Here is a 26540-nt window from a genome sequence, read left to right on the forward strand (position 1 = left end):
GGTTCACCTCCTCTGCTTTACGTATACTAATTACTTTAAAGGTTTACGCGCCGAAGGGCAAGGAAGCATACTCTACTTACTGCCTGCTTTGGTGAACAAGCTGTGAGCATGTAAATTATGGTACACTAGAGCATAGAATACTAACAAAATGAATATTAAATTTATATGTTTTTCACATGGAGGTGTCGAATTTGACCAACGTGCAAAAAGAGATTGATCGACGCAAGCTGGATGACAAACTACCTTCCATGCCTTGGTTCGTTCAGCAATTCATGGACTACAAGCTACCTGACCTCTCCCCCTCTACCCTGCTCGAATATCTCAGAGATTACGAAGCTTTCTTCGGATGGTTGCGAGCAGAAGGGCTGTCCGAGGCAAGCTCTAATAAAGAAGTTACGTTGACTGAACTGGAAGTCCTTCGCATGGATTCGGTTACCGCCTATCGGTTATTTCTCACAACCAAACGGGAAGGAACCAATTCCAGAATTACCGTCTCTCGCAAACTCTCTTCCCTTCGCTCCCTTTTTCATTACCTGAGCCAGATTGCGGAAGATGAAGACTTTTATCCTTTGCTGAAGCGGAACATTATGGCCAAAATCGAGATCAAGCGTACCCATAAACCCAAGGATACCGCTGCCAAACTCAAAGGTAAAATTCTGGAGGAAGAGGAACTGCTGGAATTTATCGGCTATATCCTTGAAGGTTACGCTGTTGATATGGAGAAGAACAAACAGGCACTGTATTCCCATGAGCTCAACAAAGAACGAGACGCCTGCATTGCCAGCCTGATTCTCAATTCAGGTTTACGGGTGTCGGAAGTTGTGAACCTGAACGTTGATGACCTCGATCTGAACAACAAACTACTGTATGTTTATCGCAAAGGTAATAATGATGAGACGTACAAAACACCCGTTTATTTCAGGGAACAGGCCAAGGACGAACTCGCAACTTATATGAACCTGCGGCAATCACGTTACCGTACGCCCAAGCGGGAGAAAGGTCTGTTCATTGCTTTGCGTAACGGAGATTCAGAAGGAAGCCGAATGACCAAAAGAGCGATCCAGGCCATGATCATGAAATACGCCAAGCGCTTTGGCAAACCATACTTGACCGTGCACAAATTACGCCATTCATTCGCAACCGACTATTATTTGCAAAATGATATTTACAAAACGAAAGAGCAGCTTGGACACGCTTCTACGGAAACGACCGAGATCTATGCTCACCTTACCGACAAAACGATGTCCGAAGCCATCGAACGTCGCACAGACGATGGGATGTAACATTCCGATCATAATAAAAGCAGCAAGCCACATCAAGGATTTCGATCCGAGAAAGGTCTGCTGCTTTTTTGTTTTTTACACCTTTCAAGGAGAGCAAAAGCAGAAAAATTTTAGTTTACATAATAAATATTACGTTATATTTGAAAGGGGTCAATCACGCTCTCTGTACATTCAATCATGTTTATCGACCATAATATCCCACTTCTTGACGTTTCTACGATTCGAATTCACTATTCTGCCTACACTCGCTCTCAACCATCGCCAACAACGCTTTGGCTATACCCTCCGTTTCATGAACCGAGTACCATGTTATATCTCTGCTTACGGTGCTCCGCTCTACAAACTGCTCTGAAGGTAGCCATGAGATCATACCCACTACCCCTTCAAGCTGATCAACCAAGGTCAGATCTTTCTCTTCTCGAACCATCACGAATTTGGGATAAGAAGCATCCTTGAATCCTTCAACAACAATCCAATCATAAACGGACAGATAGCTCAGCATATCCTCCAGCTTGGTTGCCTGTCGCTCCATAATCGCAGTACGTTTCTCCGACATGACAACCACCGCCGAGGCCCCCGCCTCCCCAAATTGATATGAATCCGTTCCTTCTTGATCCATCTCAAAATGGTCATGTCCATCATGCTTAATTGCTGCTACTTTAAGTCCAATAGAAGAAAAGTGCCCGATCAACGCGGCTGTCAGGGTTGTCTTGCCCGTGTTTTTGTATCCAACAATCTGTATAATATGTGGTTTTGTATCACTCATTGTAGTCATCTACCAACTACCTCGCATGTCCTGAGGGCAGTTTGAGAATACGTACCTGCTCACCCGCAGGAATTCCTTTTTTCTCAGGTGGAACAACAATCAGGCAATCACTGTCTTTAATGGTGATCATCACGCTGGATTCATCTACACGGGCAGCAGCCGGTATCGCGTACACCATGCCGTTGCGGATTTCTGTGCGTCCACGCACGAACCGTGTAAAATTATTCACTCTGGTGTACTCTTCCTCCAAGATCGCAGTCCATTCTTCCAAATAAGGATGCTCATCCGCTTGCATGGAACGAATGGTTGGACGAACAAAGAGACCAAAACCCACAAAACAAGCCCCCGGGTTGCCAGAAAGTGCAAAAAGCAATTTGTCTTTGTATACAGCAGCTGTGGTTACACTGCCTGGTCGCATCGTCACTTTGTTAAACAACATCTCCATATGTTCTTCCAGCACAAGTTCGCCCATAATATCATAATCCCCGACGGATACACCACCTGTGGTCACCACGATATCATTCTCTTGAATGGCTTCTTCCAGTTTGGCCCTGGCCGTATTCACATCATCTGCAATAGAACCGTACATCACAGGCTCTCCACCTGCTTCAACAACCAGAGAGCGCAGCATGTAACTGTTGCTGTTCCGAATCCGACCTGGTTGTAATGGCTCATCTACATCAAGCAATTCCGTGCCGGTTGCGAATATCGCCACCTTTGGACGTTGAAATACGGGAACTTCTGCTATGCCAAAAGTCGCTAACACAGACTGCTCTCCTGCCCTGATGATCGTTCCTGCTTCGAGCAGTTGCTGTCCCTCTTGGACTTCCAGTCCGATTGGGGTGATGTTAGCACCCGATAATATGTGCCGTTTCAATGCAATCCACTGTTCTCCGTCCTCTACCTTGCTCTCGGTCATTTCCATCATGACTACCGCATCCGCACCTTCCGGAACCTGTGCACCCGTCATGATGCGAGCCGTCGTACCTGAAACAATGGTGTGGTCCGAGGTGTAGCCGCAAGGAATTTCATCAATTACTCGAAACCAAACTTGATGATCACTCGATGCATCTATGGTATCTGTACTTATAATCGCGAATCCATCCATACCCGATCTCCGGAAGAATGGATACGGATGAGGTGCCTGAATCGTCTTTGCAAGTGTGCGGCCATGAGCAGATTCAAGATGAACTTTCTCTGTGGAGCCTACAGTAACTCTTGCTGCTATTTTGGCCTGAGCATCCGGTACCTGTACAGCTGTACGATTGAATTTGGCAGTTGTCATATCGTGTAAGTGTGAGTTCATTTTCAAAAGCGTTCTTACCTCCTAGAGACATTCATCTTTTAAGAAAGTGTAGCCCGAATACTGTAAGATAACAAGTACATCACTTATTGAATCCTGTGACAAAATCTTATTTCTTACAGGTGTAACGCTCCTTGACCTATATTCAACATGAAAGGCATCTTGTCTGCCCATAATATAATTGACAAAGGGAGGCGATGATCATGAGTAAACGATGTGAATTATGCGGAAGGGAACCTGTGAACACGACCGTTCATCATCTGACACCCAAAGAAATGGGAGGAACATTTCTGCCAACGGCCAACCTGTGCATCCCCTGTCACAAACAGATTCATTCGTTATACACTAATCGCGACATTGTAACCCTTGGACTCACGGATCTGCAATCCTTGAGACAGGATGAACGAATGGTTCCATTTATCCGCTGGATTCGTAAACAGCCTGCTTCAACGATTCCCCGCGTACGCAAATCCAATCATGTTCGCAAATCGTAAACCAAAAAAGAACAGCTCCAAGGTCATGTGCCGGCGAGGTGTATCCGCCTTCCCTTTTCACTGTTCTTAATTGAATTATGTGATTGGCAGCCATCCTGATGATTAGATGTTTATTATCTTCGCCTCTTAATTCGGCCGCCGCCCACTCTGGTTTTCGGTTTTTTGTAGGATTTCTTAGGTGAATCAAACAACCCACCACTGCTCTTGTTGCGATCAATGGTTCCCTTGCTCTGATCCCTGTTGCGGTTGAATAATCCTCCGCCAGATCCCACGCTTGAATCTTTATCGCTTCCGCGCCTTGTAATCGTACCTTTCCGATCAACAGTAATAGGTGGAGCAAGCTTCTTGTCATTACTTGTTGGTGCACGATAAGATCCTGCACTCGGTTTATACGTATCTTTATTGGTATATCCTCGATAGTTGCCATAACCTCGCCCGCCAAAAGAATCGAACAGATTACCAATTAATGTAGCGGTGAGGTAACCTTGTAAAAAAGATGAATCGTAGTTCTGCCGAACATATTCCTTGGAGTCCACCTCAACCAAGGTATCCTCCGGCTTGTTCGGGTCTTGTTGCAGGTGATAATACTCGTCCTGATACACGAGGAACATACGCTCTGTGTTCTCTGCCGAGATCTGATCCGGTTGCCTTTGGTCAGACAATTCCCGAGCCACTTCCGGGACGGTCCGGTCCGAAGCCCGGTACACATAGGACGTTGAGTTACCACTGCCGTTAACCGATTCAAGCGGATATGTGTCCTGAACAGAAGGTGCTCCGCACGCGGACAACAGAGACATCACAAGGCTGAGGACCAGCATTAATTTTAATCCATGTGCCAAGCGTTTTTTCATTGGGAACCTCTCCTAGCTCGAACGAATCACTTTGATATCCGCAGGAAGAATGGACTCACCCTCATACAGTGTAAATCTTCTGTCTTGCCACTCCACACGAAGAAGCATATTATCATCCGACTGATACTGCCACACCAATTGTTCTCCAGCCTGACCATACGGAGTTCTGCCTGCCGTTAATACCATGCCTCCATACTCTTCCTCCAGATGATATGCGCGCCCATCCAGGTCCAGCAATGTGGGCACTTCATCAGGTGAATCAAGCCTGCCATCAATTGGTGTATATAGGGCGTAACGTGTGAGTTCCCGTTCTTCGATATGCAAATATCGAAATGCGGTACCATCCTGCAGCGTGAGGACAACTGCATTTCGAGCACGATTTTGTACCCGACCAACGACTTCATAAGTGACCAGAGAAACCTCACAGATATCACCAGGTGCAAGCTGAAGCATCGTTTTCTGTGCCTGCGGTGGTTCAGGTTTCGTTAGTATTCCTTTAATTCGTTTCCATACACTCATGAGAATTACTCCTGTTCCTTGTCTTATAAACAAGCTGCAATAATCAGTGCGCCCACGATATGTAAAGCGCCAGAGAACAAACCGTATCCTGTCTTCCCTTGCTGAATTCCCGTATCCAGATCCAGATTGGCCCATTTGCGAATCATAAAGTGTACAACACTCTCCAGAATCAACAAAATGATAAAGGATACAATGGAGACCAGCAGTGCTTCTCCCAGGTGACCAGCCGTAGAAATGGACGTAGCAAGTACATATCCTTGTGCAAATAATTTCATAACCATACGTGTAGTAACGGCCATATTGCCAGCCTTAACTTCAGCAAAATCCTTATATTTCGTGAACAGTGAATCAACATACATCAGGACAAACAGCAAAACCGAACCAGATCCGGTCCAGACTAGCATCGCCAAAATGTTCAAATCCATTTACACAGCCCCCACATATCAACATGAACCGCATTTAAAAGCGAAGGAGAAACACTCTTCTCCTCCGCTGGTTAACCCTGCTGACAACCAAGGTAGTATTAGTTCTTATTATCGTACTGTTTCATCAATGCTGCGAGTTCGTCTTCAACAGCCTGATCTTTACCCAACTTCTCGAACTCTTCATCCAAAGACTTGCCTTTGGAAGACATTTCGTTGCTTGCTTCTGCCTGTGCTTCCATCTGCATCATTTTCTCTTCCATACGCTTCATACCAGCACTTGCCGTATCAGAGCCAAACCCATTCAACGCTTTGTTGATTTCCGTTTGGGCTTTTGCTGCATTGTAACGAGCTACCAGTGTTTCGCGTTTGTTCTTCATTTGAGTCAGCTGCTTACGCATCTCGTCGAGCTTGCCACGCAGGTTATCTGCAGAAGCCTTGTTTTGGTTATAGCTGGTTTTGTACTCAGCCATCTTCTCTTCAGCAGCCTTTTTCTCTTCCAGGGTACGCCGAGCCAAATCCAGATTCTGAGCACGTGCCGCCGTATGCGCCTGCTCTTCACGTTTCTTCACAAGAGCTTCCTGCTCTTCGAATAACTGCTTGAATTTCTTCTCAATGGCGATCTGTTGAGCTACTGCTTTCTCCGCATCTTCCAGATCCTCTTGCATGTCACGGATATATTGGTCCGTCATCTTGATTGGATCTTCCGCCTTGTCAATAATGGCGTTGATGTTAGACATGGTTAGATCACGCAAACGTTTGAAAATGGACATTATGTTATTCCTCCTAGTCGATATTACATCGTATATAAACATACATACGTAACAATCTACAACTCGTTTCAATTTTAGCAAATAAAATCAAAACATTCGATGGCTCTTATGTCAGGAAGATCGTTTATCTTTGTTCAGATGATCCTCCATCAACCTCTCTGCAGTCTGCACGATTTCGTCGATCTGCATCCGCGTGATGGAATCAAAATGAATACCCATGATCACCGTAACGGTTACTTTCAACTGCAAGGCAGCCTTTCGGGCGAGCCGCTCACACAGCACTTGTTCTTTATGCCCAGGAATATGTACCGTCAACCCGCTTACGCGCTCATGATCCACGTAGAACGTGGCTACGGCACCAATATGCGCCTTGCCTCCGGTAACGAGAAAAACCTTATCCTCTCCTGCTTCAATCACCTGTAACCGTATCGATTTCAAATCATATGTACTCATAACCATCCACCTATCCTTCTCTATATGTTATATATGGAGGAATTATGGCTTTCAATGAGATAAATCGGCAATGAATATTCTCACACTACGCATATTTTATGGACACCCCGGGCATACCAAGGAGAACGTTATTTTGAAAAGGAGGCCGTTATTATGCGCGTACGCCTCATTATGCTATTGGTTATCTTTATTTTTCTAGGAGGAGATCCTGCTCCAGTTTCATCATGGGATGCTTCCACTCCGTCAAGTGAAGCAGTATCGGGTTCAGATTCTGCGGAAGAAGAACAACTGACATTGGGACAGTTACGTCAAAAATATGCCGATACGTTCAAAACTAATGGTCCTTCAACAAAGAAGGTTGCACTGACTTTTGATGATGTACCTGATCCAAGGTATACTCCACAAGTACTGGATGTATTGAGCAAATACAATGTCAGAGCTACCTTCTTCATCGTGGGTAGTCGTGCTGAGAAACATCCGGATCTGGTGAAACGCATCGTTAAGGAAGGGCATATGGTTGGTAATCACAGCTACAATCATCCTGAATTCAGTAAGCTGTCGATGAATGCCTTTCGCAAACAAATTTTACATACCGGGGATATTATTCGACGTTTGGCAGGATATACGCCCAAGATGATTCGGCCACCTTATGGAGACATTAATGAAGAGCAGCTGAGATGGGCTGCCAAACAGCACTATAGCATTGTGAACTGGAACGTAGACTCCCTGGACTGGAAAGGCCTCTCAAAGGAACAGGTGAAAGATAACATCCTGTCTGCCGTAAAACCTGGCTCCATCGTTCTGCAACATGCTGGAGGCGGTGTAGGATCAAACCTGAACGGCACGATTGAGGCTTTGCCAGAAATTATTGAAGAACTGCATAACCGGGGATATGAACTGGTCACCTTGGACGAGATGTTGGGATTGCCAAAGGCTAAAGATTAAGGATATTCATTATAAAAAATTGACGATGTTAAAAGGGTGCCTGTTCAATCGCAAGTAGCGATTGGCAGACACCCTGTTTGAATTCATTTTAAATGTAATTTACTCTCTACTTCAGAATGTACAGCTCGATATCCTGAAAACCAAATGTGCTTACAGATTGTTTGCTACCCGGGATGAAGATATCAATCCGGTGACCCTTGATTGCACCGCCCACATCACGCGCTGTGGCTACAAAAGCCTGTTTTGGCAATCCTGGATGGCTGTGACCGGTTACCAGTACTTTGGTTCCGAGTGGAATCACACTTGGATCAACTGCGATCGTACCCAGTTCAAGGTCATTGCCGAAGTAATCCACAGCACCCCATCCTCCATTTTCAGACGGATCTGCAGAGTATGCCGTTGCTTTCACGTTCACTGCTTTACTGTAATCAAACGTTTTTCCCCAGGCTTGAACCACTTTGTTATCTGCGTTAACGTCTAAGCTTGCTGTAGTAACCGTTTTGGCTTGGGTCTTATTTCCCTTCGCCGCAGCAGCTGTTACATGGTTTGCCTTACCGGGAATCTTAATTTTCAAACCACCATAAATGTTGTAAGGTGAAATGTCGTTGTTTGCTTTAACCAACGTGTTGAGTGCTACTCCATATTGTTTTGATAAGGTGTAGAAGGTATCCCCTTCTTTGGCCACATGAACTGAATCGGCGTGAGCCGGAACGGCTTGAATGAGCATTGCTGTTGTCAATAATGCTACTGCTGTTTTGGCTATACGTTTCTTGTTAATCATGGTCTTCCTCCCTCATTGTGCCTGCGAAGTTAGTTGTCGGATTCGGATGAGGAGCCCACCCTATAGGTTCTTCATTACATTTGAAACGTTATGTACCCCTAATTCACCCCAAGCAGTGTGCTGTATATCTTCCCCCTGCCCAATCTGCATCGTTACATCCCCCGCACTCCCTGTCCGGAAGTTTCGGCAGAGTTCAATATATCACAATTTTGTAACCTGAACTTGTAGTAATTCTTACCAAATGGTATTTAGCATCTCATCATATATATGAATACTGGTTAATTTAGAATTGTTGGACGACCTGATTCCTTTACATTCGGTAACAGAATAGTTACTTTTCCGAATCCATACGTGATTATTATCCATAAAAAATAGCGTTACTGACTCGAAGTCAGTAACGCTATTTGATCACTCATTTAGAGTACTTTGGCAAGAAAATCACGTGTACGTGAATTTTTCGGTGCTCCAAACACCTCATCTGGTGTTCCCTCTTCTACAATAACCCCGCCATCCATGAACAGGATCCGGTCTCCCACTTCACGTGCAAAACCCATCTCATGTGTTACGATGACCATCGTCATCCCGCCTTCTGCAAGACGTTTCATGACATCCAGCACTTCGCCGACCATCTCGGGGTCCAGTGCCGACGTAGGCTCGTCAAACAGCATCACATGCGGCTGCATAGCCAAGGCTCTTGCAATGGCGATCCGCTGCTTCTGTCCACCGGACAGCTGATTCGGGAATGTATCTTTTTTATCGTACAAGCCCACGGTGTTAAGCAGATCAGCAGCAATTTTCTCCGCTTCCTGAGTGGATTGTTTCTTCACTTTAATCGGAGCAATCGTGATGTTTTGCTGTACCGTTTTGTGTGGGAACAGGTTGAAATGCTGGAACACCATGCCCATTTTTTCCCGAGTTGCATTAATGTTGTGCTTGGGATCAGTGATTGACACGCCTTCAAAATCAATCTCTCCTGAGGTCGGCTGTTCCAACAGGTTCAGACAACGTAAGAAAGTACTTTTACCTGACCCGGAAGGGCCGATGACTACGACAACCTCACCTTTGCCAATCGTCACGTTAATGCCCTTAAGCACATCGTTATTTCCATAAGATTTGTGTAATTGTCTAACGTCTATCACTTGCACTCAACTTCCTTTCCAGTCGTCCCAGCAGCTTGGACAAAATGAACGTTAATACAAAGTAAATGGCTGCCGCAATCAAAAATGGATTCAACCCTTGATACGTAATGTTTTTGACCACACTTGCCTGGTACATAATGTCCACCATACCGATAACCGAGATAATGGAGGATTCCTTAATTATGGTTATGAATTCATTACCAATTGCTGGTAATACAGCTTTAAAGGCTTGTGGCAAAATAATGTAACGCATTGCTGCACCTCTTCCCATGCCCAAGGAACGAGCTGCCTCCAACTGACCGCGATCCACTCCTTGAATACCTGCACGGAAAATCTCTGCCAGATAGGCACCACTATTAATCGAAAGTGTAATGATACCTGCCTGAAGTGCAGTGAAGTTAATGCCAAAGCTCAGGGAAAAACCATAATAGATAATCATCAGCTGTACCAGCATTGGTGTACCACGGATAACCTCAACGTAAGCCGTACCGATCCAACGCAAAATTGCAACGTCATGCAAACGAAACAAACAGATGATCAATCCAATAATTACCCCGAAGATAACCCCAAGTGCAGACAACAGAAGTGTGTATCCTACACCTGTTGCATAGAAACTTTTGTACTCCCAGAATATTTCGAAAATATTTTTGTCCACTTTACCAGCCATCAGGAGACTGGCATCCGTCACCATCTGGTTGATTTTATCTTCACTTTTCAACCGCTCCAGTGTTCCATTTACTGCACTCAGCAGCTCTGTATTGCCTTTGCGAATCCCCACGGCAGCTTCAGCTTGTTCTTCGTCTGGTACTGCTGCAGCAAGTCCAATGATATCATCCAGATAACCTGCAGCTACGGTATCTTCAACGATTGCCGCGTCAATGCGTTTTGTTTGCAGTTGGAGCACGATATCCGAGATTTTATCCAGCGCAGTAAGCTTCGCGCCTGGAATCTTCTGTCCGATCGTTTCCTGAATGGAGCCTTTCTGCACACCAATCTTTGCATTTTCGAGTTCTGCCATGGTTGGATACTTGTCCTTATCCACATTGCGAACCATAATGACTTGTTTTGATTTATAATAGGTGTCAGAAAAATCAATACTTTGCTTCCGTTCATCGGTCGGTGTCATGCCCGAAATAACCAGATCGACACGACCGCTCTGCAATGCAGGCAGGAGTCCGTCAAAACCCATGTCCTCAATAACAAGCTCTGCCCCGAGGTCTTTAGCAATTTCTTTGGCAATCTCAATATCAAAACCAACAATCTCATCTTTGCCATCAATGACTTTATGGAATTCATAAGGTGCAAAATCGGCACTTGTACCGAGCACCAGCTTTTTACTGCTTGAATTGTCTGTAGTTCCACTTGCAAGTGCCACAGGAACGGCAGTTGTGAGCAAAACGACAAAGGTCAACAGCATCATGGTGTAACGACTTATCAATTTCAACCTTTTTCTCTCCCCTTACAATACATTGTATGCTTCTCATGTTGATGACTGAGTCATTATAAAGTACAATGCATGATTATGCAATGCATTTTGACATTACAAATCTTGACTTGTTTCTGAAAAAATGAAGCAAACATGATATAATCAATGGATTATTTTCATTTTTGCATAAGGAGTTTACTAATGACAGCTAACAAATCACAAATTCTGACGGTTATTGATCAATATGCTTCCCGTTTTAAAGCCATTTCATCATATATCGGTGCCAACCCCGAATTGGGAAATGAAGAGTATCTCGCCTCTGCCCGTTTGAAAGAAGAACTGGTCTACCACGGTTTTACTGTAGAGGCTCCAATCCTGGGACTGGAGACAGCTTTTATCGGAACCTACTCAGCCGCCAAACCCGGCCCTACCATTGCATTATTGTGTGAATATGACGCCTTGCCGGAGATCGGTCATGCTTGTGGACACCATCTGATCTGTATGATGAGTCTTGGAGCTGCTGTTGGGCTGAAATCCATTCTGGATGAGGTAGGTGGAACGATTAAAGTGTTTGGCACACCCGCTGAAGAGACTCGTGGTGCCAAAGTACCGATGGCGGAAGCAGGTTTGTTCGATGACTGTGATGTCGCTCTCATGGCGCATCCATATTATGCCTACGAAAAGTCAGGCAGCTCGCTGGCTATTGATGCTGTGCAGTTTGAATTCCATGGCCGATCTTCACATGCCGCTGCAAGTCCGCACGAAGGTATTAATGCTCTTGATGCCGTCATTCAAACGTTCAACGGAATCAATGCATTCCGGCAACAAGTGAAAAGCACCGTTCGCATTCATGGTGTGATCAACAACGGTGGTCAAGCAGCAAACATCATACCTGACTATGCTTCTGCGCAATTTTATGTACGGGCAGCAACTCGCAAAGAACTGAATATTCTCACAGAACGTGTGATTCAGATCGCTGAAGGTTCTGCTCTCCAGACAGGTTGCAAGCTGGTTACATCCAACTATGAAACGTCCTATGATGAGATGGTTACCAATGAAGCATTCTCAGCTGCGTTTAGTCAAAATCTGATGGAACTTGGTATCGCGCAAGAAGAAATTGTGAGTGGTAATGATCACGGCTCTATGGACATCGGTAATGTTTCCCTGAAATGCCCTGCAATCCATCCCTACATTCGTGTTGTAGACGAGGTGCATACCCTGCACTCCATAGCCTTCCGTGACCTTGCACTTCAGGAGCGAGCGCTGGATGGCATGATTTTGGGAGCAAAGGCACTTGCTACAACAGCCTATGACGTACTGAGTCAGCCAGAATTGCTTCAAACCATCCGCACGGAGTTTGAGCACGCTATTCGCTAAAATCCATTTTCAACATGTTATATAGGGGTGCCCTAAACCTTGAATTCCAAGCTGTTCAGGGTGCCCTTTTTCTAAATTAGCTGTAAGTATATTCAGCAAGAAGCTGGAGATGCTGTGAAAGAAACCTTTGAAAACGATGAAAATAATACATTTTATTACAGTAAATGCGATTCATTTGCTGGCTAACTTGGTTAATTATAACTATAACTTATCCTATATTCAGGAGGTGCTGTCATGCTGCTCGAAGCCATGTATCATGTTCCTCGTGACAAGTGGGCTTATGCCTATAATTCGTCTACCATACATCTGCGCGTACGAACCAAACGTAATGATGTGCAATACGTGACTGCACTGACCGGAGATAAGTACGATTGGAATGGAACGTACAAGGAAATCCAGTTGGAGAAGGCTGCTTCTGATAACATGTTTGATTATTGGGAGGCTGCCGTCAAGCCACAATTCAAACGTCTCACCTATATATTTCGGATAACTGCCGGTTCAGAAGATGTTTTTCTAGCGGATAATGGAATTCATTATGAGACCCCCTATCCAACTGGAGGATATTATGAATTCTCGTATATACATGAAATTGATGTGTTTAAGGTGCCCGAGTGGGCCAAAGAAGCCGTCTTTTATCAGATCATGACTGAACGGTTTGCTAATGGAGATCCCAAACTGAATCCAAAAGAAACCCATGTCTGGGGTGGCAAACCTGAGTTGGACAATTATTTTGGTGGAGATCTGCAAGGTGTGCTGGATCATCTGTATGACTTAACTCAACTTGGTGTAAACGCCATTTACTTTACCCCGTTATTCCAGGCCAATTCCTACCACAAATACGACACGATTGATTATAAAAAAGTTGACCCCCATTTCGGTGATAATGCCCTGCTCAAACAATTGACAGAAGAATGTCATCGCCTGGGTATACGTGTCATGCTTGACGCGGTGTTTAACCATTGCAGCGAAGACTTCCCTCCTTTTCAAGACGTTCTCCAGAATGGAAAAAACTCTAAGTATACCGATTGGTTCCACATCAATGAATATCCGGTTCAGATCAAGGATGGTATACCAACCTACGATACATTTGGGTTCTATGGCAACATGCCCAAGTTCAATACAGCCAACCCTGAGGTTAAGACATATCTACTCGATGTAGCAGAATACTGGATTAAGGAAATCAAGCTGGATGGCTGGCGTCTGGATGTAGCGAATGAAGTGGACAACCATTTTTGGCGTGATTTTCGCAAGGTTGTTAAGGCAGCGAATCCTGAAGCCTACATTGTTGGCGAAGTATGGAGCGATTCCTTAACCTGGCTCATGGGAGATCAATTCGATTCCGTCATGAATTATCCATTTGCCGACAAAGTGCTTCAGTTCTTCTGCGGTTCAATGGATGGTTATAGCTTTGCCAACGAGATGGGTTCACTGATTATGCGCTATCCGCAACAAACCAACGAAGTGATCTTTAATATGCTGTGCAGCCACGATACCCCACGACTGCTCACCCGGTTAGGAGAAGACAAACGACGATTAAAATTGTCTGTTGTATTTCTTTTCACCTATATCGGTACACCTTGTATCTTCTACGGCGATGAGGTGGGAATTAGTGGTGATGCTGACCCGGATTGTCGAAAATGTATGGAATGGGACCCCGCCAAACAAGACAGAGAACTGTATGATTTCTATCGTCTGATGATCGATTTACGAAAAAGCAATGAAGCCCTGCGCAAAGGACGCTTCCGATTCCTTAAGGCTGATCACAATGATCCCTGTATCGTGTACGAGCGTGTGGATGACAACCTACACTTTACCGTATGGATGAACAATACACCTCAAGATCGAACGCTCTCTCATCCTATGGAAACAAAAGACTGGAAAGACGCATTAACTGAAGAGCCTGTGTTTCCAACCGATGGAATGATGAATATTAAGCTTGACCCCTATGGGTACCGCATTTTGTACAGACAGCTTGATCCGACAACTATCCAACACTACTGAGGTTTAAACTCTCAACAGTCTATAAAAAAGAAAAACACTTCCCCGTCTCAGATGATGACTTTCATTCTGAACTTTGGGGAGTGTTTTGTTTTTTGGATTGAAAAAAGCCACAGTAGGAATGCTGTGACTCATTCAGGATTGCATCAGTTTACAGGATCAAGTGTGATCCGGCGATAAATGTCCATATATTCTTCAGCTGAGACGTTCCAGCTGTAATCCCCGCTCATTGCATTTTTCACAATTTTCTTCCAGTGTTCTGGCTGTTTGTAGATCTCCTCGGCACGCCGAATGGTATTCATCATGTCATGTGCATTAAAGCTTGTGAATGAGAAACCATTCCCTTCTCCAGTAAACTCATTGTATGCCTGCACAGTGTCGTTCAGACCGCCTGTTTCCCTTACGAGAGGCACACTACCGTACCGCAGAGCCAGTAGCTGACTAATACCACATGGCTCAAACCTCGATGGCATCAGGAAGATATCACTGCCTGCATAGAAGCGGCGGGATAACCCATCGTTAAACGTTATCTGTGCAGACATTTTGAGCGGATAACGATTCGCGGCTTCCCGGAACCAGTGTTCATAAGCCTGCTCTCCTGTTCCCAGTACTGCGAATTGAATGTCATCATAGTACAGCAATTCATCCAGGATTCGGCAGACCAGATCAAGTCCCTTAGAGTCCACGAGCCTTGTCACCATCACCATGAGTGGTACATCAGGACGAACAGGAAGTCCAAGTTCCTTTTGCAGCTCAATTTTGTTCTCCGTTTTCTTGGACAGACTTGTTCTGTATTTCACAGGGATTTTGGTGTCCGTTGCCGGGTTATAACTCTTGGTATCAATCCCGTTCACAATCCCGCTGAAACGATCTCCAAGTGAACTGAGTAGTCCGTCCAAGCCGTATCCATAATAAGAGGTTTGCACCTCCTGTGCGTATGTCGGGCTTACGGTTGTCACATGGTCGGCATACACAATTCCTGCTTTCAAGAAATTGACATTACCGTAATATTCGGCTCCATCCACGGTGAAATATCGATCGTCCAGTTCAAGGATTTCACTGAATAACTCATGCGGGAATACCCCTTGGTACAATAAGTTATGTATGGTGAATACCGTTCGCATCTCACTATAGAATGAATCGTGTCTGTAATGGGCTTCAAGCAGCAAAGGAATCATCCCCGCATGCCAGTCATGACTGTGCAGCACGTCTGGCTTGAACTCAATCTGTGGCAACACTTCGAGAACCGCACGGTTAAAAAAGGCGAAGCGCTCGCCATCATCCATATATCCGTACACCCCAACACGCCCAAAATAATACTCATTATCCACAAAATATACTGGAATTCCATCATGAACCAGCATTTCTATTCCACAATAGGATCTGCGCCAGCCAAGAGGCACTTCCGTTGCAACGACGGGCTGTAACGCGTCTTTATACTCATCGGGAATCCCCTTGTATTTAGGCATAATCACTCGCACATCTGCCCCGCTCTTCTTCAAAGCAAGCGGGAGAGCACCGATTACGTCAGCAAGGCCTCCTGTTTTGATAAATGGATGTACTTCAGCAGCAGCAAATAGAATATTCATGCCTTTGTCCTCCTCTTCGGTTTGAGCGTATTACTTTCATTCTTATTCTTCGTTTTTGAACTGACGGAAGATATACTCGCAGGCGATTCATCCGTTTTCCGACGTGTGTTCTTTTTTAGAATCACGATGCTCAGCGGAGGCAAAACCAATTCGAGACTATGCGGATGCCCATGAAAAGGAATCTTTTCGGTAGGCAGCTGCATATCATTAGTAATGCCTGAACCGCCGTAGACGGAATGGTCACTGTTCAGAACTTCGGTATACATACCGGGACGCATGACACCAATCCGGTAACGCTCCCGCTTGACCGGCTGAAAGTTAATAAGCACAAGGAGTGTATCCGCAGGTTTTTTTCCTTTGCGTACATATGAAATGACACTCTGGTCCTGATCATCCGGAGTGATCCATTCATAACCGTCCAAGGAATGATCAAGCTCCCACAAAGCTTTTTCACTCAAGTACAGGTTAGACAGTTCACGCTCAAACCTATGCAAATTGCGGTGACTGTCATAATCCAGCAAGAACCAGTCCAGTTGATCCTCGTCTTTCCATTCGATGAACTGGCCAAAGTCTTGACCCATAAACAACAGTTTTTTCCCTGGGAAAGTCATAAAATAGCCCAGAAAAGCACGCATGCCTGCAAATTTCTGCTCATAGGTTCCTGGCATCTTGTTGAGGAGCGACTTTTTGCCATGAACAACCTCGTCATGAGACAGAGGAAGCACGTAATTTTCAGCAAAGGAGTATACGACCGGGAAAGTCAGCAAATGATGTTTGGAAGGACGCGCATGAAAATCAGATTCCATGTAATCAAGCGTATCGTTCATCCAGCCCATGTTCCATTTGTAGTTGAAGCCCAGACCACCTTCATCTACAGGTAAAGTCACCATTGGCCATGCACTAGATTCTTCAGCCATCATCAAAGCATAAGGGAAATACTTGAACACCGTCTCATTCAGCTGCTGCAAAAAGGCTACAGCTTCCTTGTTCTCAAGACCCCCTTCATCATTGGTACGGTATTGTCCTGGCTGCTTCTCAAAATCAAGCCGAAGCATACTCGTAACCGCATCAACACGGAGTCCGTCAAAATGATACATCTCCATCCAATATAATGCATTGGAGATCAGAAATGAACGAATCTCAGGTTTCGAGTAGTCAAAGCTAAGCGTACCCCATCCCGGCTTCTCTGCTAACATCGGATCTGCATACTCATACAAAGGCGTACCATCAAACATACGCAACCCATGAGCGTCTTTGGCAAAATGTGCAGGTACCCAATCCAGCAATACGCCAATCCCAACCTGATGTAGTGTATCCACTAGATACATCAGATCTTTTGGATGCCCATAACGACTGGTTGGCGCATAAAACCCAGTGTTTTGGTAGCCCCACGAAAGGTCATATGGATGCTCACTGAGGGGCATCATTTCAACATGTGTATATTTCATTTCTAATAAGTAAGGAACAAGCAAATCAGCCATCTCGCGATAACTATAGATGCTTCCGTCTTCTTTGCGCTTCCAGGTTCCCATGTGCATTTCGTAAATATGTAGAGGTTTGTTATATATGGCACGTTGTTTGCGTCTCCAGGCTCCATCATTCCATTTGTACCCTTCGATTGAACTGGTGACAGAGGCTGTCTGAGGTCGAACCTCTGCTTGAAACGCATATGGGTCCGCTTTGAGCAATTCTGTTCCATCTTCCGTTAATATACGGAACTTGTATAAAGTTCCTTCGCTGATTTCCGGAAAAAAACGACTCCAAAATCCTGATTCGGGTATCTTATATAAAGGTTCCTTTTCGCCTTTCCATTCATTACGGTCCAGAGCCAGCCCTACTTCTGCGGCATTGGGTGCCCATACGGTAAAGCGATACCCCTGACGGCCATCGCAGATCTCAGGCTGCGCGCCCATCATTCGATAACTGTGATGAAGGTTACCTTCATGAAATAAATAAATATGCTCCGGCAATATGTCCGGGTGTGGTAACGGTTGAATGGCCAAGAAATCACCTTCTTCTCAAGAAAATAGATATAACAGTAATCATTACCCCATTCTAGCCAAGTTGAAAAGAAAAATGCGGTGCATTAGAAAATGTTGTACTTTTTCTGAATTTTTACAGTAACAACAGTTTCATTGGCTCTACTTTGCGTTAATGATGAACTACAATGCACAATATTTTGGGAGGGAAACGATTATGTTTAATAAAGATTGCATCGCTATGCTGTTGGCGGGAGGAGAAGGGAAGCGATTAGCCCCTTTAACCTCGAGTGTCGCAAAACCCGCTGTACCGTTTGGCGGGCACTACCGGATCATCGATTTTCCTCTCAGTAACTGCGTAAACTCAGGGATCGATACTGTAGGCGTATTGACGCAGTACCAAGCGGAATCATTGCATGATCATATCGGTGGAGGAGAACCATGGGGACATGGTAACTCAAGTGAGGCCGGAATCTCCTTGCTTCCATCTTATCATACAGGAAATGACGAATACATGGGAACGGCGGATGCTATTTATAAAAATATCGACTATATTGATCAACAAAACCCCGAAAATGTTCTAATTTTGTCGGGTGACCATATTTATCATATGAATTATCGTGATATGTTGGAGGCTCATCAGGCTAATAATGCCGCAGCCACAATTTCCGTTATGGAGGTTCCATGGGATGAAGCACATCGCTTTGGAATCATGGCTGCCGATGCAAATCTGCGTGTAACCGAGTTTGCTGAGAAACCATCTGAACCAAAAAGTAATCTGGCTTCAATGGGTATTTACATGTTCAAATGGGAGTATCTGAAACGCCATCTCTTGGAAGATGCAGCTAATCCTGAATCCAGCCATGACTTCGGTAAAGATGTTATTCCGCAGATGTTGAACGAGAATAATCCCCTTTTTGTCTATAACTTTAATGGTTATTGGAAAGATGTAGGTACGGTTAAAAGTCTGTGGGATGCACATATGGATCTGCTGCATAATGATGAAGACTGGAGTCTACACAAAGAAAATTGGCCCATGTTTACTCGCGACTGGCGTTCCAAGCCAAGTGCTTACAAAGCAAAACATACAAAGATCGAACATGTTACTTCCATGATTCACGAGTCTTGTGCAATCGAAGGTCGTTCAGAACGTTCCGTTATCTTCTGCGGTGCAGAAGTGGGTAAAGGCTCTGAGGTCAAAGACAGTGTCGTTATGCCTAACGCACGCATAGGCCGTGGGGTTCACATCGAACGCGCCATCATTGGGGAAGGTGCAATAATTAAGGACGGTGCAATCGTTAAAGGTACGGCGGATGAAATTGTGGTCGTTGGACCTAACGAGATCGTCTCTGCCAAACCGGCTGTCCGTACGCAACCTGTTCGTATGTTGAAAGAAGTATATGAGAAAAGTGGGCGCCTGCGTGCTGGTGAACTTTCTTCATAATAATATGCAAAAAAAGGTGAGCCTTGGATGGCTCACCTTTTTTTGGTGTTAATATGGATGTTATAAAGCGTACATGCTCGATCGTCAGGTAGAAAAATCTCTTATCTTTTTAAACCTTAAGACTTTTCTATATCCGATTTTGCATCGCTTGCTGTTCGTTCATCTGTGACTTCAGTATCACCAGACGCGGTTACAGATTCTTCTGTACCCGTCTCCTCAGCCACTGCCGGTAACGTGACCGTAACTAATGTACCCGATCCAAGTTCACTCTGCATCGTGATCGTTCCCTCATGCAGTTCTACCAGTTCTTGCGTAATCGCAAGACCCAGTCCCGTTCCCCCATTTTGATGATTAACCTGGAAGAAGCGGTCCCGTACTTTGATTAGGTGTTCTTCACTGATTCCGATGCCGGTGTCCTGAACAGCTGTAATGATCTGACCATTCTCCTCTTTGACGGACAAGAATATCCAGGAATTCTCATGTGAAAATTTGATCGCATTATCCACAACGTTTAAGAAGACTTGTTTCAGTCTGTTACCGTCTCCATGCACATTATAAGCACGCGTCTCGTCCGTTTCCAACTTGAGATGGACCTGTCTTTGTTCCGCTTTGGCCCAGACATTCAACATCGTTTCCTGTACAATTTCACGAATGTTGACCGTTCCTTTAACCAGCTTCATCTGATTCTGCTGCAATTTGGAGAAATCCAGCATCTCTTCAACAAGTCCAATCAGTCGTTCGGTTTCCTTGGAAATGATGCCCATACCGATACGGGTCTCTTCCGGATCATAACCGCCTGAGTCCAGTGTCTCGCTCCAGCCCTTAATGCTGGTCAGAGGTGTTCTTAATTCATGTGAGATCGAAGAGATAAAATCATCTTTGATCTGATTACTGCGCACAATCTCATGTGCCATAAAGTTAAGTGTTGATGCCAATTCGCCCAGTTCGTGCTTATAATTCCCTTTAACCCTGACATCCAGCCGTCCTCTGGCCATTTGGGCAGATACTGCGGTGATGTTGTTGATTGGACGTACAATGGAATTTGCCATACCAATACTGATGATCAACACTATTGCAAGCACGCCAACACCGACCGCAGCGGCAAGTAGTCCCATATTCAACAGCTTTGAATTCACATCTTCGAGTGATGTCAGATATCGAATAACATACGTATTTTCGCCGCCCAGATCAAACTTGTGTGAAACGGCCATGACGGATTCTCCAGTACCTGGTTGTCTTCCAATCCAGCGTCCCATATCTCCATTCAGAGCCTGCATAATATCACTGGTTTGCAGCACAGCACGATCAGATTCAAAAGCAGTCGAACTCGCCAATACGCGCCCGTTCAGATCCAAAATTTCCAATTCAGTATTGGACAGTGCCAAGTTCACAATGAGTCTGGACAGATTGTTGCCATCCTCCGTGGTATTTTCACGAGCAATCGGCTCGAAAAAGTCCTTTGAATTGGAAATGTGGGTACTAATCGTATTGTAGATACTTTCATAATAATACCTTTGCACTGCCAACATAAATACGAATTCGACCAACAGCAGAGCGAGAAAAACTACAAAGAAATAATGTAGTACGATCTGCCGAGTAATGCCTTTTTTAATCATTGCTCCCGGCCCTTCCATTTGTACCCGTGACCCCATACAGTTTGCAGGTATTCGGGCTCGGAAGGATTGTTCTCAATTTTCTGACGTAGACGACGAATGTTAACATCCACAATTTTTGGATCACCCATGTACTCTTTGCCCCATACATGATCTAACAACACATCGCGGCTGAGTGGTGTATTTTCTTTTTCAAGGAAGAACTGAATCAGGGAAAATTCCGTTGGCGTTAATTCAATCGCTTCATTCTGTTTTTTGAATTGTTTCGAGATCAGATCTAGTGAAAATGGCCCAGACTGGAACGTAACCTTCGCCGCAGTTTCCCGATGCACGTTCACACGGCGTAACAATGACTGAATACGTGCAATCAACTCTGTTGGGCTAAAAGGCTTGCTAACGTGATCATCTGCACCAACGGAGAGTGCGTATACTTTATCTTGTTCCTGAACTTTCGCGGTCAAAAAGATGATGCCCAGACGTTCATTGGTTTCACGGATCCGTCGACACACCTCGAATCCATCAATACCTGGTACCATAACATCCAGCAGAGCCAGATCAATATCCGGTACCGTCTGCAGTATGCGAAGCGCTTCATGACCGTCACCCGCTTCAAGCACTTCGAATCCGTTTCTCTTTAAATTGATTACTATAAAACTGCGGATGGATTCTTCATCCTCAAGAATAAGTACTTTACTCATTAAGTTCTCCCTTTCTATTCAGCTGGGAAGTATTGCTCAGTGCATCTTTACCCGCCTCTGATTGTGCTACTCGTGAAGCAATAACCCGATCTTTGGTACGCGTAATTTCCTTCCAGCTTTTACCCTTCTCCTGTTCCCACTTGGAAAGGGTGAAATACTTGATCTCTGCCACGGTTTCATCCGTATCAATCATTTTAAATCGAATATATTTTTCCTTTTCCGATTTGGTGTCAATAGTGATCTTACCGTACCACTCGGGCTTAAGATTTAGATGAAATAAATCAGCATCATCCCGGAATTGGAACGAGACAAATTTCTTGCCTTCTTTGCCATCCCACTGGTAATAGGTATAGAACCACAACCTGGAGTCAAAAACGTAATGCTCCCAACCTTTTGGAGTCTCTTTAAGTCCAAACTCAATAATACCATCATTATCGACATCAACGCTTAAAATTTTGTCATCTCTATACGTTTGATCCGGTGATTTGAAGGCATTCACTAACTTGTTATCCGTCACATACATAATTTGCGAGAAGGAGCTTCGATCATCCAACTCGGCATCCAGTACAATGCCCATCTTTCCTTTGGCGATCTCTCCGCCCAGAGCATTATAAACTTCTTTAACGGTATAATCGGTCTGCACCCGATCAACTTCCTTGAAGCTGCCATCTTCGTACTGGTACAACGCAATCGATGCAAAACCGCTGTTGTTCAGCGAAATGATAACAAAATCACTTTTACCATCTCCGCTCAAATCCAACGTGTTCCCCTGCGCATCGTCAATGATATATTGATTATACGGAACTCCACCCAGGACCTGCTCCAGTGCCCCGCCCTTGTAGGAATATGCAGTCAGGGCCTTCTGCTCCTGCAGACTTACACCAAGAATAATATCCGGATTTCCGTCATTTGTAATATCCAATACTTTAAAGGATTGCAACTCACTTCCCGGCACATCAAATGTAAGCTTTTTAACCCATGTGCCTCCCTGCTCTTCCAAAATCATGCCATGGATTCGCACATTCTCATTTGGTGTCTCATAAAAGACAATCGCTTCCCGAGTTCCATCCCCGTTCAGGTCTTCCACTCGAATCATACTGGTATTATTCATATCCTTGGGCCGGATTAACTTGCTCTCCGATGGTTGTTCCTTCTGTACAATCGTATATAATTTCTCCTTGTCCATGGACATCGTAGGTTGCTTCATCAGAAGCTTGGGATCACTTATGACTGTGCATCCGCTTAGAACAGAACCAAGCATGATCGCCATTGTTCCTGCTGCAATGAAGCGTCCCCACCGTGAATTAAACAATCTCATCACTCTTTTCAATAGTTTAAATCTGGTTTTTTTCTTGCTGTGTCAGTCTTCGTCCACGAATATCAAAAGCAATCTTGCCGTCTGCCAATCCCCAGATCCGTGTGGCATGTTTCTCAGCAAGTTCAATAGGCAGTACTGCAATGACTGTTGCACGTTCTTCTTCACATAATTTGCGCAGCGTTTCCAGCACCGAATCTGCTGTGTGCGGGTCAAGACCAATCACAGGTTCGTCGGCCAAAACCACTTTGGCACCATGAGCAAGTGCTCTTGCAATAGCAACCCGCTGCTTCTCTCCACCACTGAGCTTCTCTGCTAATTGATGTGCTTTATCGAGTAATCCCAATCCTTCGAGATAATCCATAGCTCCCATATAATCATCGGAACGTACCATACCAGTTACCATTCTCCATACGGGAGTCTGACCCGATCGTCCGATTAATACATTTTTAAGAGCTGTACGTCTGGGAAATAATTCTGGATTCTGTTCCAAGTATGCCCATTCCCGTTTGATTTTCCGTTTTCCGGACCAGCCTTCTTTCAAAATCTCGGCACCATCCACTGTAAACCGCCCGGAATCCCATTTTTCCATCATGGCCAAACATTTAAGCAACATGCTTTTACCGCTGCCGCTTGAGCCGACTACAGCTATCATCTCACCCTGTTGCATATCAAATCGAATATCCCGCAGAACGGGAACGCGGTCCACGCCAACGGATTTACTCAAGTTCTCTACTCTGATCATCGCGATGTCTCCTCTTGTCCATGTTTTTCCCTACCACTAGTGTACTCGGAAATGGACATCAATTTCCATGCGAACACCAGCTTCTATTTTAACACAGATTCGAACTCAGGTTTACGACGAAATAATATACCTGCCACGCCGAAAAGAAAGTACATGATTCCGAGCAAGGTGAACATGCTTCCGGGTGAAATCCAGTTGATCATCTGACCACCCAGATTCGGTCCAATAATACTCCCAATCGTGAAATGGAAGGATGCCACAACGTTGGCTGCAGGCAGCAACACTTTAGGCAAAATGTCTGCGGCATAGGCCAGGCCTAGTGAGAAAAAGGAACCGACCAGGCCACCTGCGATTGTTAACAATACAAGCGTCCACCAGAAATGCGTACCTGCGACTGGAACCAGCATGAAGATGATTCCCCCGCTGATACCTGCAAACATCAATATCTTCTTACGCCCATATCGGTCACTCAACATTCCAAGAGGCAATTGAAGGAACAAACCTCCAATCCCGATAAAAGGAAGCAATGATGAAATCTGATTGGTATCGAATCCAATACGCAACCCATACACGGGGAAGTTACTATTCATACCTGCTTCCATATATCCGTATAGGAGTGCTGGTAACAGTGCATACCAGGCCCATGCCAGACTACGACGGAAGCGACGTTCTGGCAGTTGGCCATGCTCTGCTTTTTCCGGTTTTGTATCCGGAAGCTTCATTAATACCAGTATAAGCACTGCTGTAATACAGATGAACAAGACCCAGAAAGGGACAGCATCGCCATAGCCAAGCAGCTTAATTCCCAGCGGTCCAATACTGAATCCCAGCCCGTAGGACATGCCATATAGTGATATGTAGCGTCCACGCTTTTCAGGAGCGGTAACAAGCAGTACCCAGAGCTGGGCCGCATAATGAAGTGCGCTGTCTCCTATTCCAACGATCAGACGCAAAATGAACCATATTTTAATATCTGGTAAATACGGAAATAGTATCAAAGGGACCATGACTAATATCAGGCCGCCTACAATCAGCTTTTTGAACCCGAATGCACCCAGTAGTCGCTCCGCAACGAGAGTCATGGCAAATGAGCCAATGTACAACGCGGCGGCGTTTAATCCGTTTAAACCTGGTGAAACCCCTTTTTGCTCCAAAAAAATCGAAAGCACAGGCAGCAAAAGCCCCTGAATTATTCCCGCCACCACAATAACCGTAATCAAAATGAGATAGTTGGCTGTCGAGTGTGATAGTTTGGGACGAGTAATCGATGACACGAATTCATTCCTCCTGCGAGCACACAAAGAAAAATCGTCATCGCTGACGACTTTTGTATGTTATAGATATGGTTTTTAACTGCTATTCAAAGATCGGGGCTTTGCCCCGGACTTGAACATTATAGTGGACAACGCCCTGCAAAACAAGCCATAATAGAGGTTGTTCAAAAAGTTCACTTTTGATTACGAATCATGCCTAGTGGCATCATCAGCTTCGAAGATGAAATTCAGCCGAAATGTCCGTTGCTCACGTAGTTTGCCTACGCTCCGCTACTCCATTTCTAGCTTCATTCCATCTTCTTGGTACTGAAAACCAGACTTTTTGAACACGCACTAATAGTACTTAAGTCGCTGCGTACACTTAGATGTGACGGGAGGATTCTGCAACATTATGGCTTATCATGTGAAAATTGATGTTTCACCGATATATGAAATGCTTAACAGCTTTCTGGTTTATGTCACGAAAAAATGGATTCAGCATCTGGATATTGGTCCTGAATGGATTCTGGAAGTGGAAGGCAAACTAAGTTCCAATGTACGAGCTGCGCTCGCACCTGCTGCCACTTGGCCTTTTGATGATTTTGATGTTTTGTTTGCATGGGCAGCATATCAAAATGATACATCGGAGAATCGTGATTTCCTGGACATGCTTGCGGGAATGACAGCGGAAGAACTGTATGCACGTGTGTCTCCTCTTCTGCCCGCTCTTACAATAGAAGAATCTACTCGCATTCGGAACAGTTATGTCCCATTATTGCGACTATGGGATGAACACTACTGTCAGAATATGAGCGAAGATCAGCGTGTGTGGCTGGAAGAAGATGCCGAAGAAAAACGCATTTTGCTTGATAAAATGGGTTCTGAACTGCTTATTGAATATGCTACAGCAGGAGTTCTTGTTGAACCAATGCCTGGATTGAACGAAGTCATCCTGTTTCCAACGGTGCACAATCGCCCTATTAATATGTACTGCTTCTATGAGGGGATGATGATTATGCAGTATCCCGTAGATGCACCTGAAGAGAACGAAGACCAGCCGCCAACATGTCTTTTACGTTTCACCCATGCACTAGCTGATCCCGAAAGACTTCGCCTGCTTCGTTACGTATCGGATGAACCCAAATCCCTCGCTGAGATGTGTGAAGAATTGGGTAAAGACGAAGACACCGTCAAAGATCAGGTGATGGCGCTACGCATCGCAGGTCTGCTACGGACCCATCTGCTCGGAAGTAACCGTAAAGAGAAATACAGTATTCGGCCGGATGGCGTATCTGAATTGAATATGTTCCTGGAATCCTACATTCGCATTTAATTTTAGTTGAACCATTGTGGAGTTACTGGCTACAAGGAGTG

General features: G+C 44.9%; 24 protein-coding genes and 1 riboswitch. Of the genes, 7 read left to right on the forward strand and 17 right to left on the reverse strand.

The window, feature by feature from the left end; all coding sequences use genetic code 11:
• Window positions 1-176: 176 nt before the first annotated feature.
• A complete protein-coding gene (gene xerS / locus J7E78_RS18750) occupies window positions 177-1283 on the forward strand; it encodes a tyrosine recombinase XerS (RefSeq protein WP_076210138.1) in 1107 nt (368 codons plus the stop codon).
• Between the two features lie 214 nt (window positions 1284-1497).
• Here xerS and mobB read toward each other — a convergent pair whose 3' ends face one another.
• Complete coding sequence (gene mobB / locus J7E78_RS18755) at window positions 1498-2058, reverse strand: molybdopterin-guanine dinucleotide biosynthesis protein B (RefSeq protein WP_215077702.1); 561 nt, start codon at window positions 2056-2058, stop codon at window positions 1498-1500.
• 7 nt (window positions 2059-2065) lie between these two features.
• Window positions 2066-3355, reverse strand: a complete 1290-nt coding sequence (locus J7E78_RS18760; protein WP_215077761.1) for a molybdopterin molybdotransferase MoeA — start codon at window positions 3353-3355, stop codon at window positions 2066-2068.
• A 200-nt stretch (window positions 3356-3555) separates the two neighbouring features.
• On the opposite strand from J7E78_RS18760, the gene J7E78_RS18765 reads away from it, so the two are divergent.
• Entirely contained in the window at window positions 3556-3846 is a 291-nt protein-coding gene (locus J7E78_RS18765) for an HNH endonuclease (RefSeq protein ID WP_215077703.1), read from the forward strand.
• Window positions 3847-3959: 113 nt separating this feature from the next.
• On the opposite strand, the gene J7E78_RS18770 is transcribed toward J7E78_RS18765, so the two are convergent.
• The 5 genes from J7E78_RS18770 to lpdD all read right to left on the reverse strand — a co-directional run bounded on the left by J7E78_RS18770 (window position 3960) and on the right by lpdD (window position 6864).
• Complete coding sequence (locus tag J7E78_RS18770) at window positions 3960-4697, reverse strand: DUF4247 domain-containing protein (protein ID WP_215077704.1); 738 nt, start codon at window positions 4695-4697, stop codon at window positions 3960-3962.
• Window positions 4698-4709: 12 nt separating this feature from the next.
• Window positions 4710-5216: a DUF4178 domain-containing protein gene (locus tag J7E78_RS18775; RefSeq protein ID WP_215077705.1), complete on the reverse strand. Its 507-nt coding sequence runs from the start codon at window positions 5214-5216 to the stop codon at window positions 4710-4712.
• Window positions 5217-5239: 23 nt separating this feature from the next.
• Window positions 5240-5641: a DUF350 domain-containing protein gene (locus tag J7E78_RS18780; RefSeq protein WP_215077706.1), complete on the reverse strand. Its 402-nt coding sequence runs from the start codon at window positions 5639-5641 to the stop codon at window positions 5240-5242.
• A gap of 98 nt (window positions 5642-5739) precedes the next feature.
• Window positions 5740-6411 (reverse strand): PspA/IM30 family protein, encoded by a 672-nt coding sequence (locus J7E78_RS18785; protein WP_215077707.1) that lies wholly within the window; start codon window positions 6409-6411, stop codon window positions 5740-5742.
• Window positions 6412-6522: 111 nt separating this feature from the next.
• Window positions 6523-6864, reverse strand: a complete 342-nt coding sequence (gene lpdD / locus J7E78_RS18790; RefSeq protein WP_215077708.1) for a prenylated flavin chaperone LpdD — start codon at window positions 6862-6864, stop codon at window positions 6523-6525.
• A gap of 153 nt (window positions 6865-7017) precedes the next feature.
• On the opposite strand from lpdD, the gene J7E78_RS18795 reads away from it, so the two are divergent.
• Window positions 7018-7809: a polysaccharide deacetylase family protein gene (locus J7E78_RS18795; RefSeq protein ID WP_215077709.1), complete on the forward strand. Its 792-nt coding sequence runs from the start codon at window positions 7018-7020 to the stop codon at window positions 7807-7809.
• A gap of 106 nt (window positions 7810-7915) precedes the next feature.
• On the opposite strand, the gene J7E78_RS18800 is transcribed toward J7E78_RS18795, so the two are convergent.
• The 3 genes from J7E78_RS18800 to J7E78_RS18810 form a co-directional block, all read right to left on the reverse strand.
• Window positions 7916-8590 (reverse strand): 3D domain-containing protein, encoded by a 675-nt coding sequence (locus tag J7E78_RS18800; RefSeq protein ID WP_215077710.1) that lies wholly within the window; start codon window positions 8588-8590, stop codon window positions 7916-7918.
• Between the two features lie 2 nt (window positions 8591-8592).
• A riboswitch (cyclic di-AMP (ydaO/yuaA leader) is annotated at window positions 8593-8789 on the reverse strand.
• 217 nt (window positions 8790-9006) lie between these two features.
• A complete protein-coding gene (locus tag J7E78_RS18805) occupies window positions 9007-9729 on the reverse strand; it encodes an amino acid ABC transporter ATP-binding protein (protein ID WP_017688094.1) in 723 nt (240 codons plus the stop codon).
• Entirely contained in the window at window positions 9716-11173 is a 1458-nt protein-coding gene (locus J7E78_RS18810; RefSeq protein WP_215077711.1) for an ABC transporter substrate-binding protein/permease, read from the reverse strand. Before J7E78_RS18810 ends, J7E78_RS18805 begins: the two co-directional genes overlap by 14 nt.
• Before the next feature lie 183 nt (window positions 11174-11356).
• On the opposite strand from J7E78_RS18810, the gene J7E78_RS18815 reads away from it, so the two are divergent.
• Entirely contained in the window at window positions 11357-12532 is a 1176-nt protein-coding gene (locus J7E78_RS18815) for a M20 family metallopeptidase (protein ID WP_215077712.1), read from the forward strand.
• A gap of 234 nt (window positions 12533-12766) precedes the next feature.
• Complete coding sequence (locus J7E78_RS18820; RefSeq protein ID WP_215077713.1) at window positions 12767-14533, forward strand: alpha-glycosidase; 1767 nt, start codon at window positions 12767-12769, stop codon at window positions 14531-14533.
• A 143-nt stretch (window positions 14534-14676) separates the two neighbouring features.
• Here J7E78_RS18820 and glgA read toward each other — a convergent pair whose 3' ends face one another.
• Complete coding sequence (gene glgA, locus J7E78_RS18825) at window positions 14677-16119, reverse strand: glycogen synthase GlgA (protein WP_215077714.1); 1443 nt, start codon at window positions 16117-16119, stop codon at window positions 14677-14679.
• Window positions 16116-18122 (reverse strand): 1,4-alpha-glucan branching protein GlgB, encoded by a 2007-nt coding sequence (gene glgB / locus J7E78_RS18830; protein WP_215077715.1) that lies wholly within the window; start codon window positions 18120-18122, stop codon window positions 16116-16118. The genes glgA and glgB overlap by 4 nt, the downstream gene beginning before the upstream one ends.
• Before the next feature lie 193 nt (window positions 18123-18315).
• Between glgB and J7E78_RS18835 the strand changes: the two genes are divergently transcribed.
• On the forward strand, window positions 18316-19542 hold the full coding sequence (locus J7E78_RS18835) for a glucose-1-phosphate adenylyltransferase (protein WP_215077716.1): 1227 nt from the start codon (window positions 18316-18318) through the stop codon (window positions 19540-19542).
• 116 nt (window positions 19543-19658) lie between these two features.
• Here the strand turns inward: J7E78_RS18835 and J7E78_RS18840 are convergent, their stop codons facing one another.
• The 5 genes from J7E78_RS18840 to J7E78_RS18860 all read right to left on the reverse strand — a co-directional run bounded on the left by J7E78_RS18840 (window position 19659) and on the right by J7E78_RS18860 (window position 25187).
• Window positions 19659-21158, reverse strand: coding sequence for a sensor histidine kinase (locus J7E78_RS18840; protein ID WP_215077717.1), 1500 nt, complete (start codon window positions 21156-21158; stop codon window positions 19659-19661).
• Window positions 21155-21853, reverse strand: a complete 699-nt coding sequence (locus tag J7E78_RS18845) for a response regulator transcription factor (protein ID WP_017688086.1) — start codon at window positions 21851-21853, stop codon at window positions 21155-21157. Before J7E78_RS18845 ends, J7E78_RS18840 begins: the two co-directional genes overlap by 4 nt.
• A complete protein-coding gene (locus tag J7E78_RS18850; RefSeq protein WP_215077718.1) occupies window positions 21846-23165 on the reverse strand; it encodes a hypothetical protein in 1320 nt (439 codons plus the stop codon). Before J7E78_RS18850 ends, J7E78_RS18845 begins: the two co-directional genes overlap by 8 nt.
• Window positions 23166-23187: 22 nt before the next feature.
• The gene (locus J7E78_RS18855) at window positions 23188-23913 is read right to left on the reverse strand and encodes a phosphonate ABC transporter ATP-binding protein (RefSeq protein WP_215077719.1); all 726 of its coding nucleotides are present in this window, start codon (window positions 23911-23913) and stop codon (window positions 23188-23190) included.
• An 83-nt stretch (window positions 23914-23996) separates the two neighbouring features.
• The gene (locus J7E78_RS18860) at window positions 23997-25187 is read right to left on the reverse strand and encodes an MFS transporter (RefSeq protein WP_215077720.1); all 1191 of its coding nucleotides are present in this window, start codon (window positions 25185-25187) and stop codon (window positions 23997-23999) included.
• A 391-nt stretch (window positions 25188-25578) separates the two neighbouring features.
• Between J7E78_RS18860 and J7E78_RS18865 the strand changes: the two genes are divergently transcribed.
• Window positions 25579-26499, forward strand: coding sequence for an ArsR/SmtB family transcription factor (locus J7E78_RS18865; RefSeq protein WP_215077721.1), 921 nt, complete (start codon window positions 25579-25581; stop codon window positions 26497-26499).
• Window positions 26500-26540: the final 41 nt, after the last annotated feature.

Source organism: Paenibacillus polymyxa, assembly GCF_018614975.1.
In the GTDB taxonomy this organism is placed as follows: Bacteria; Bacillota; Bacilli; order Paenibacillales; family Paenibacillaceae; genus Paenibacillus; species Paenibacillus polymyxa_E.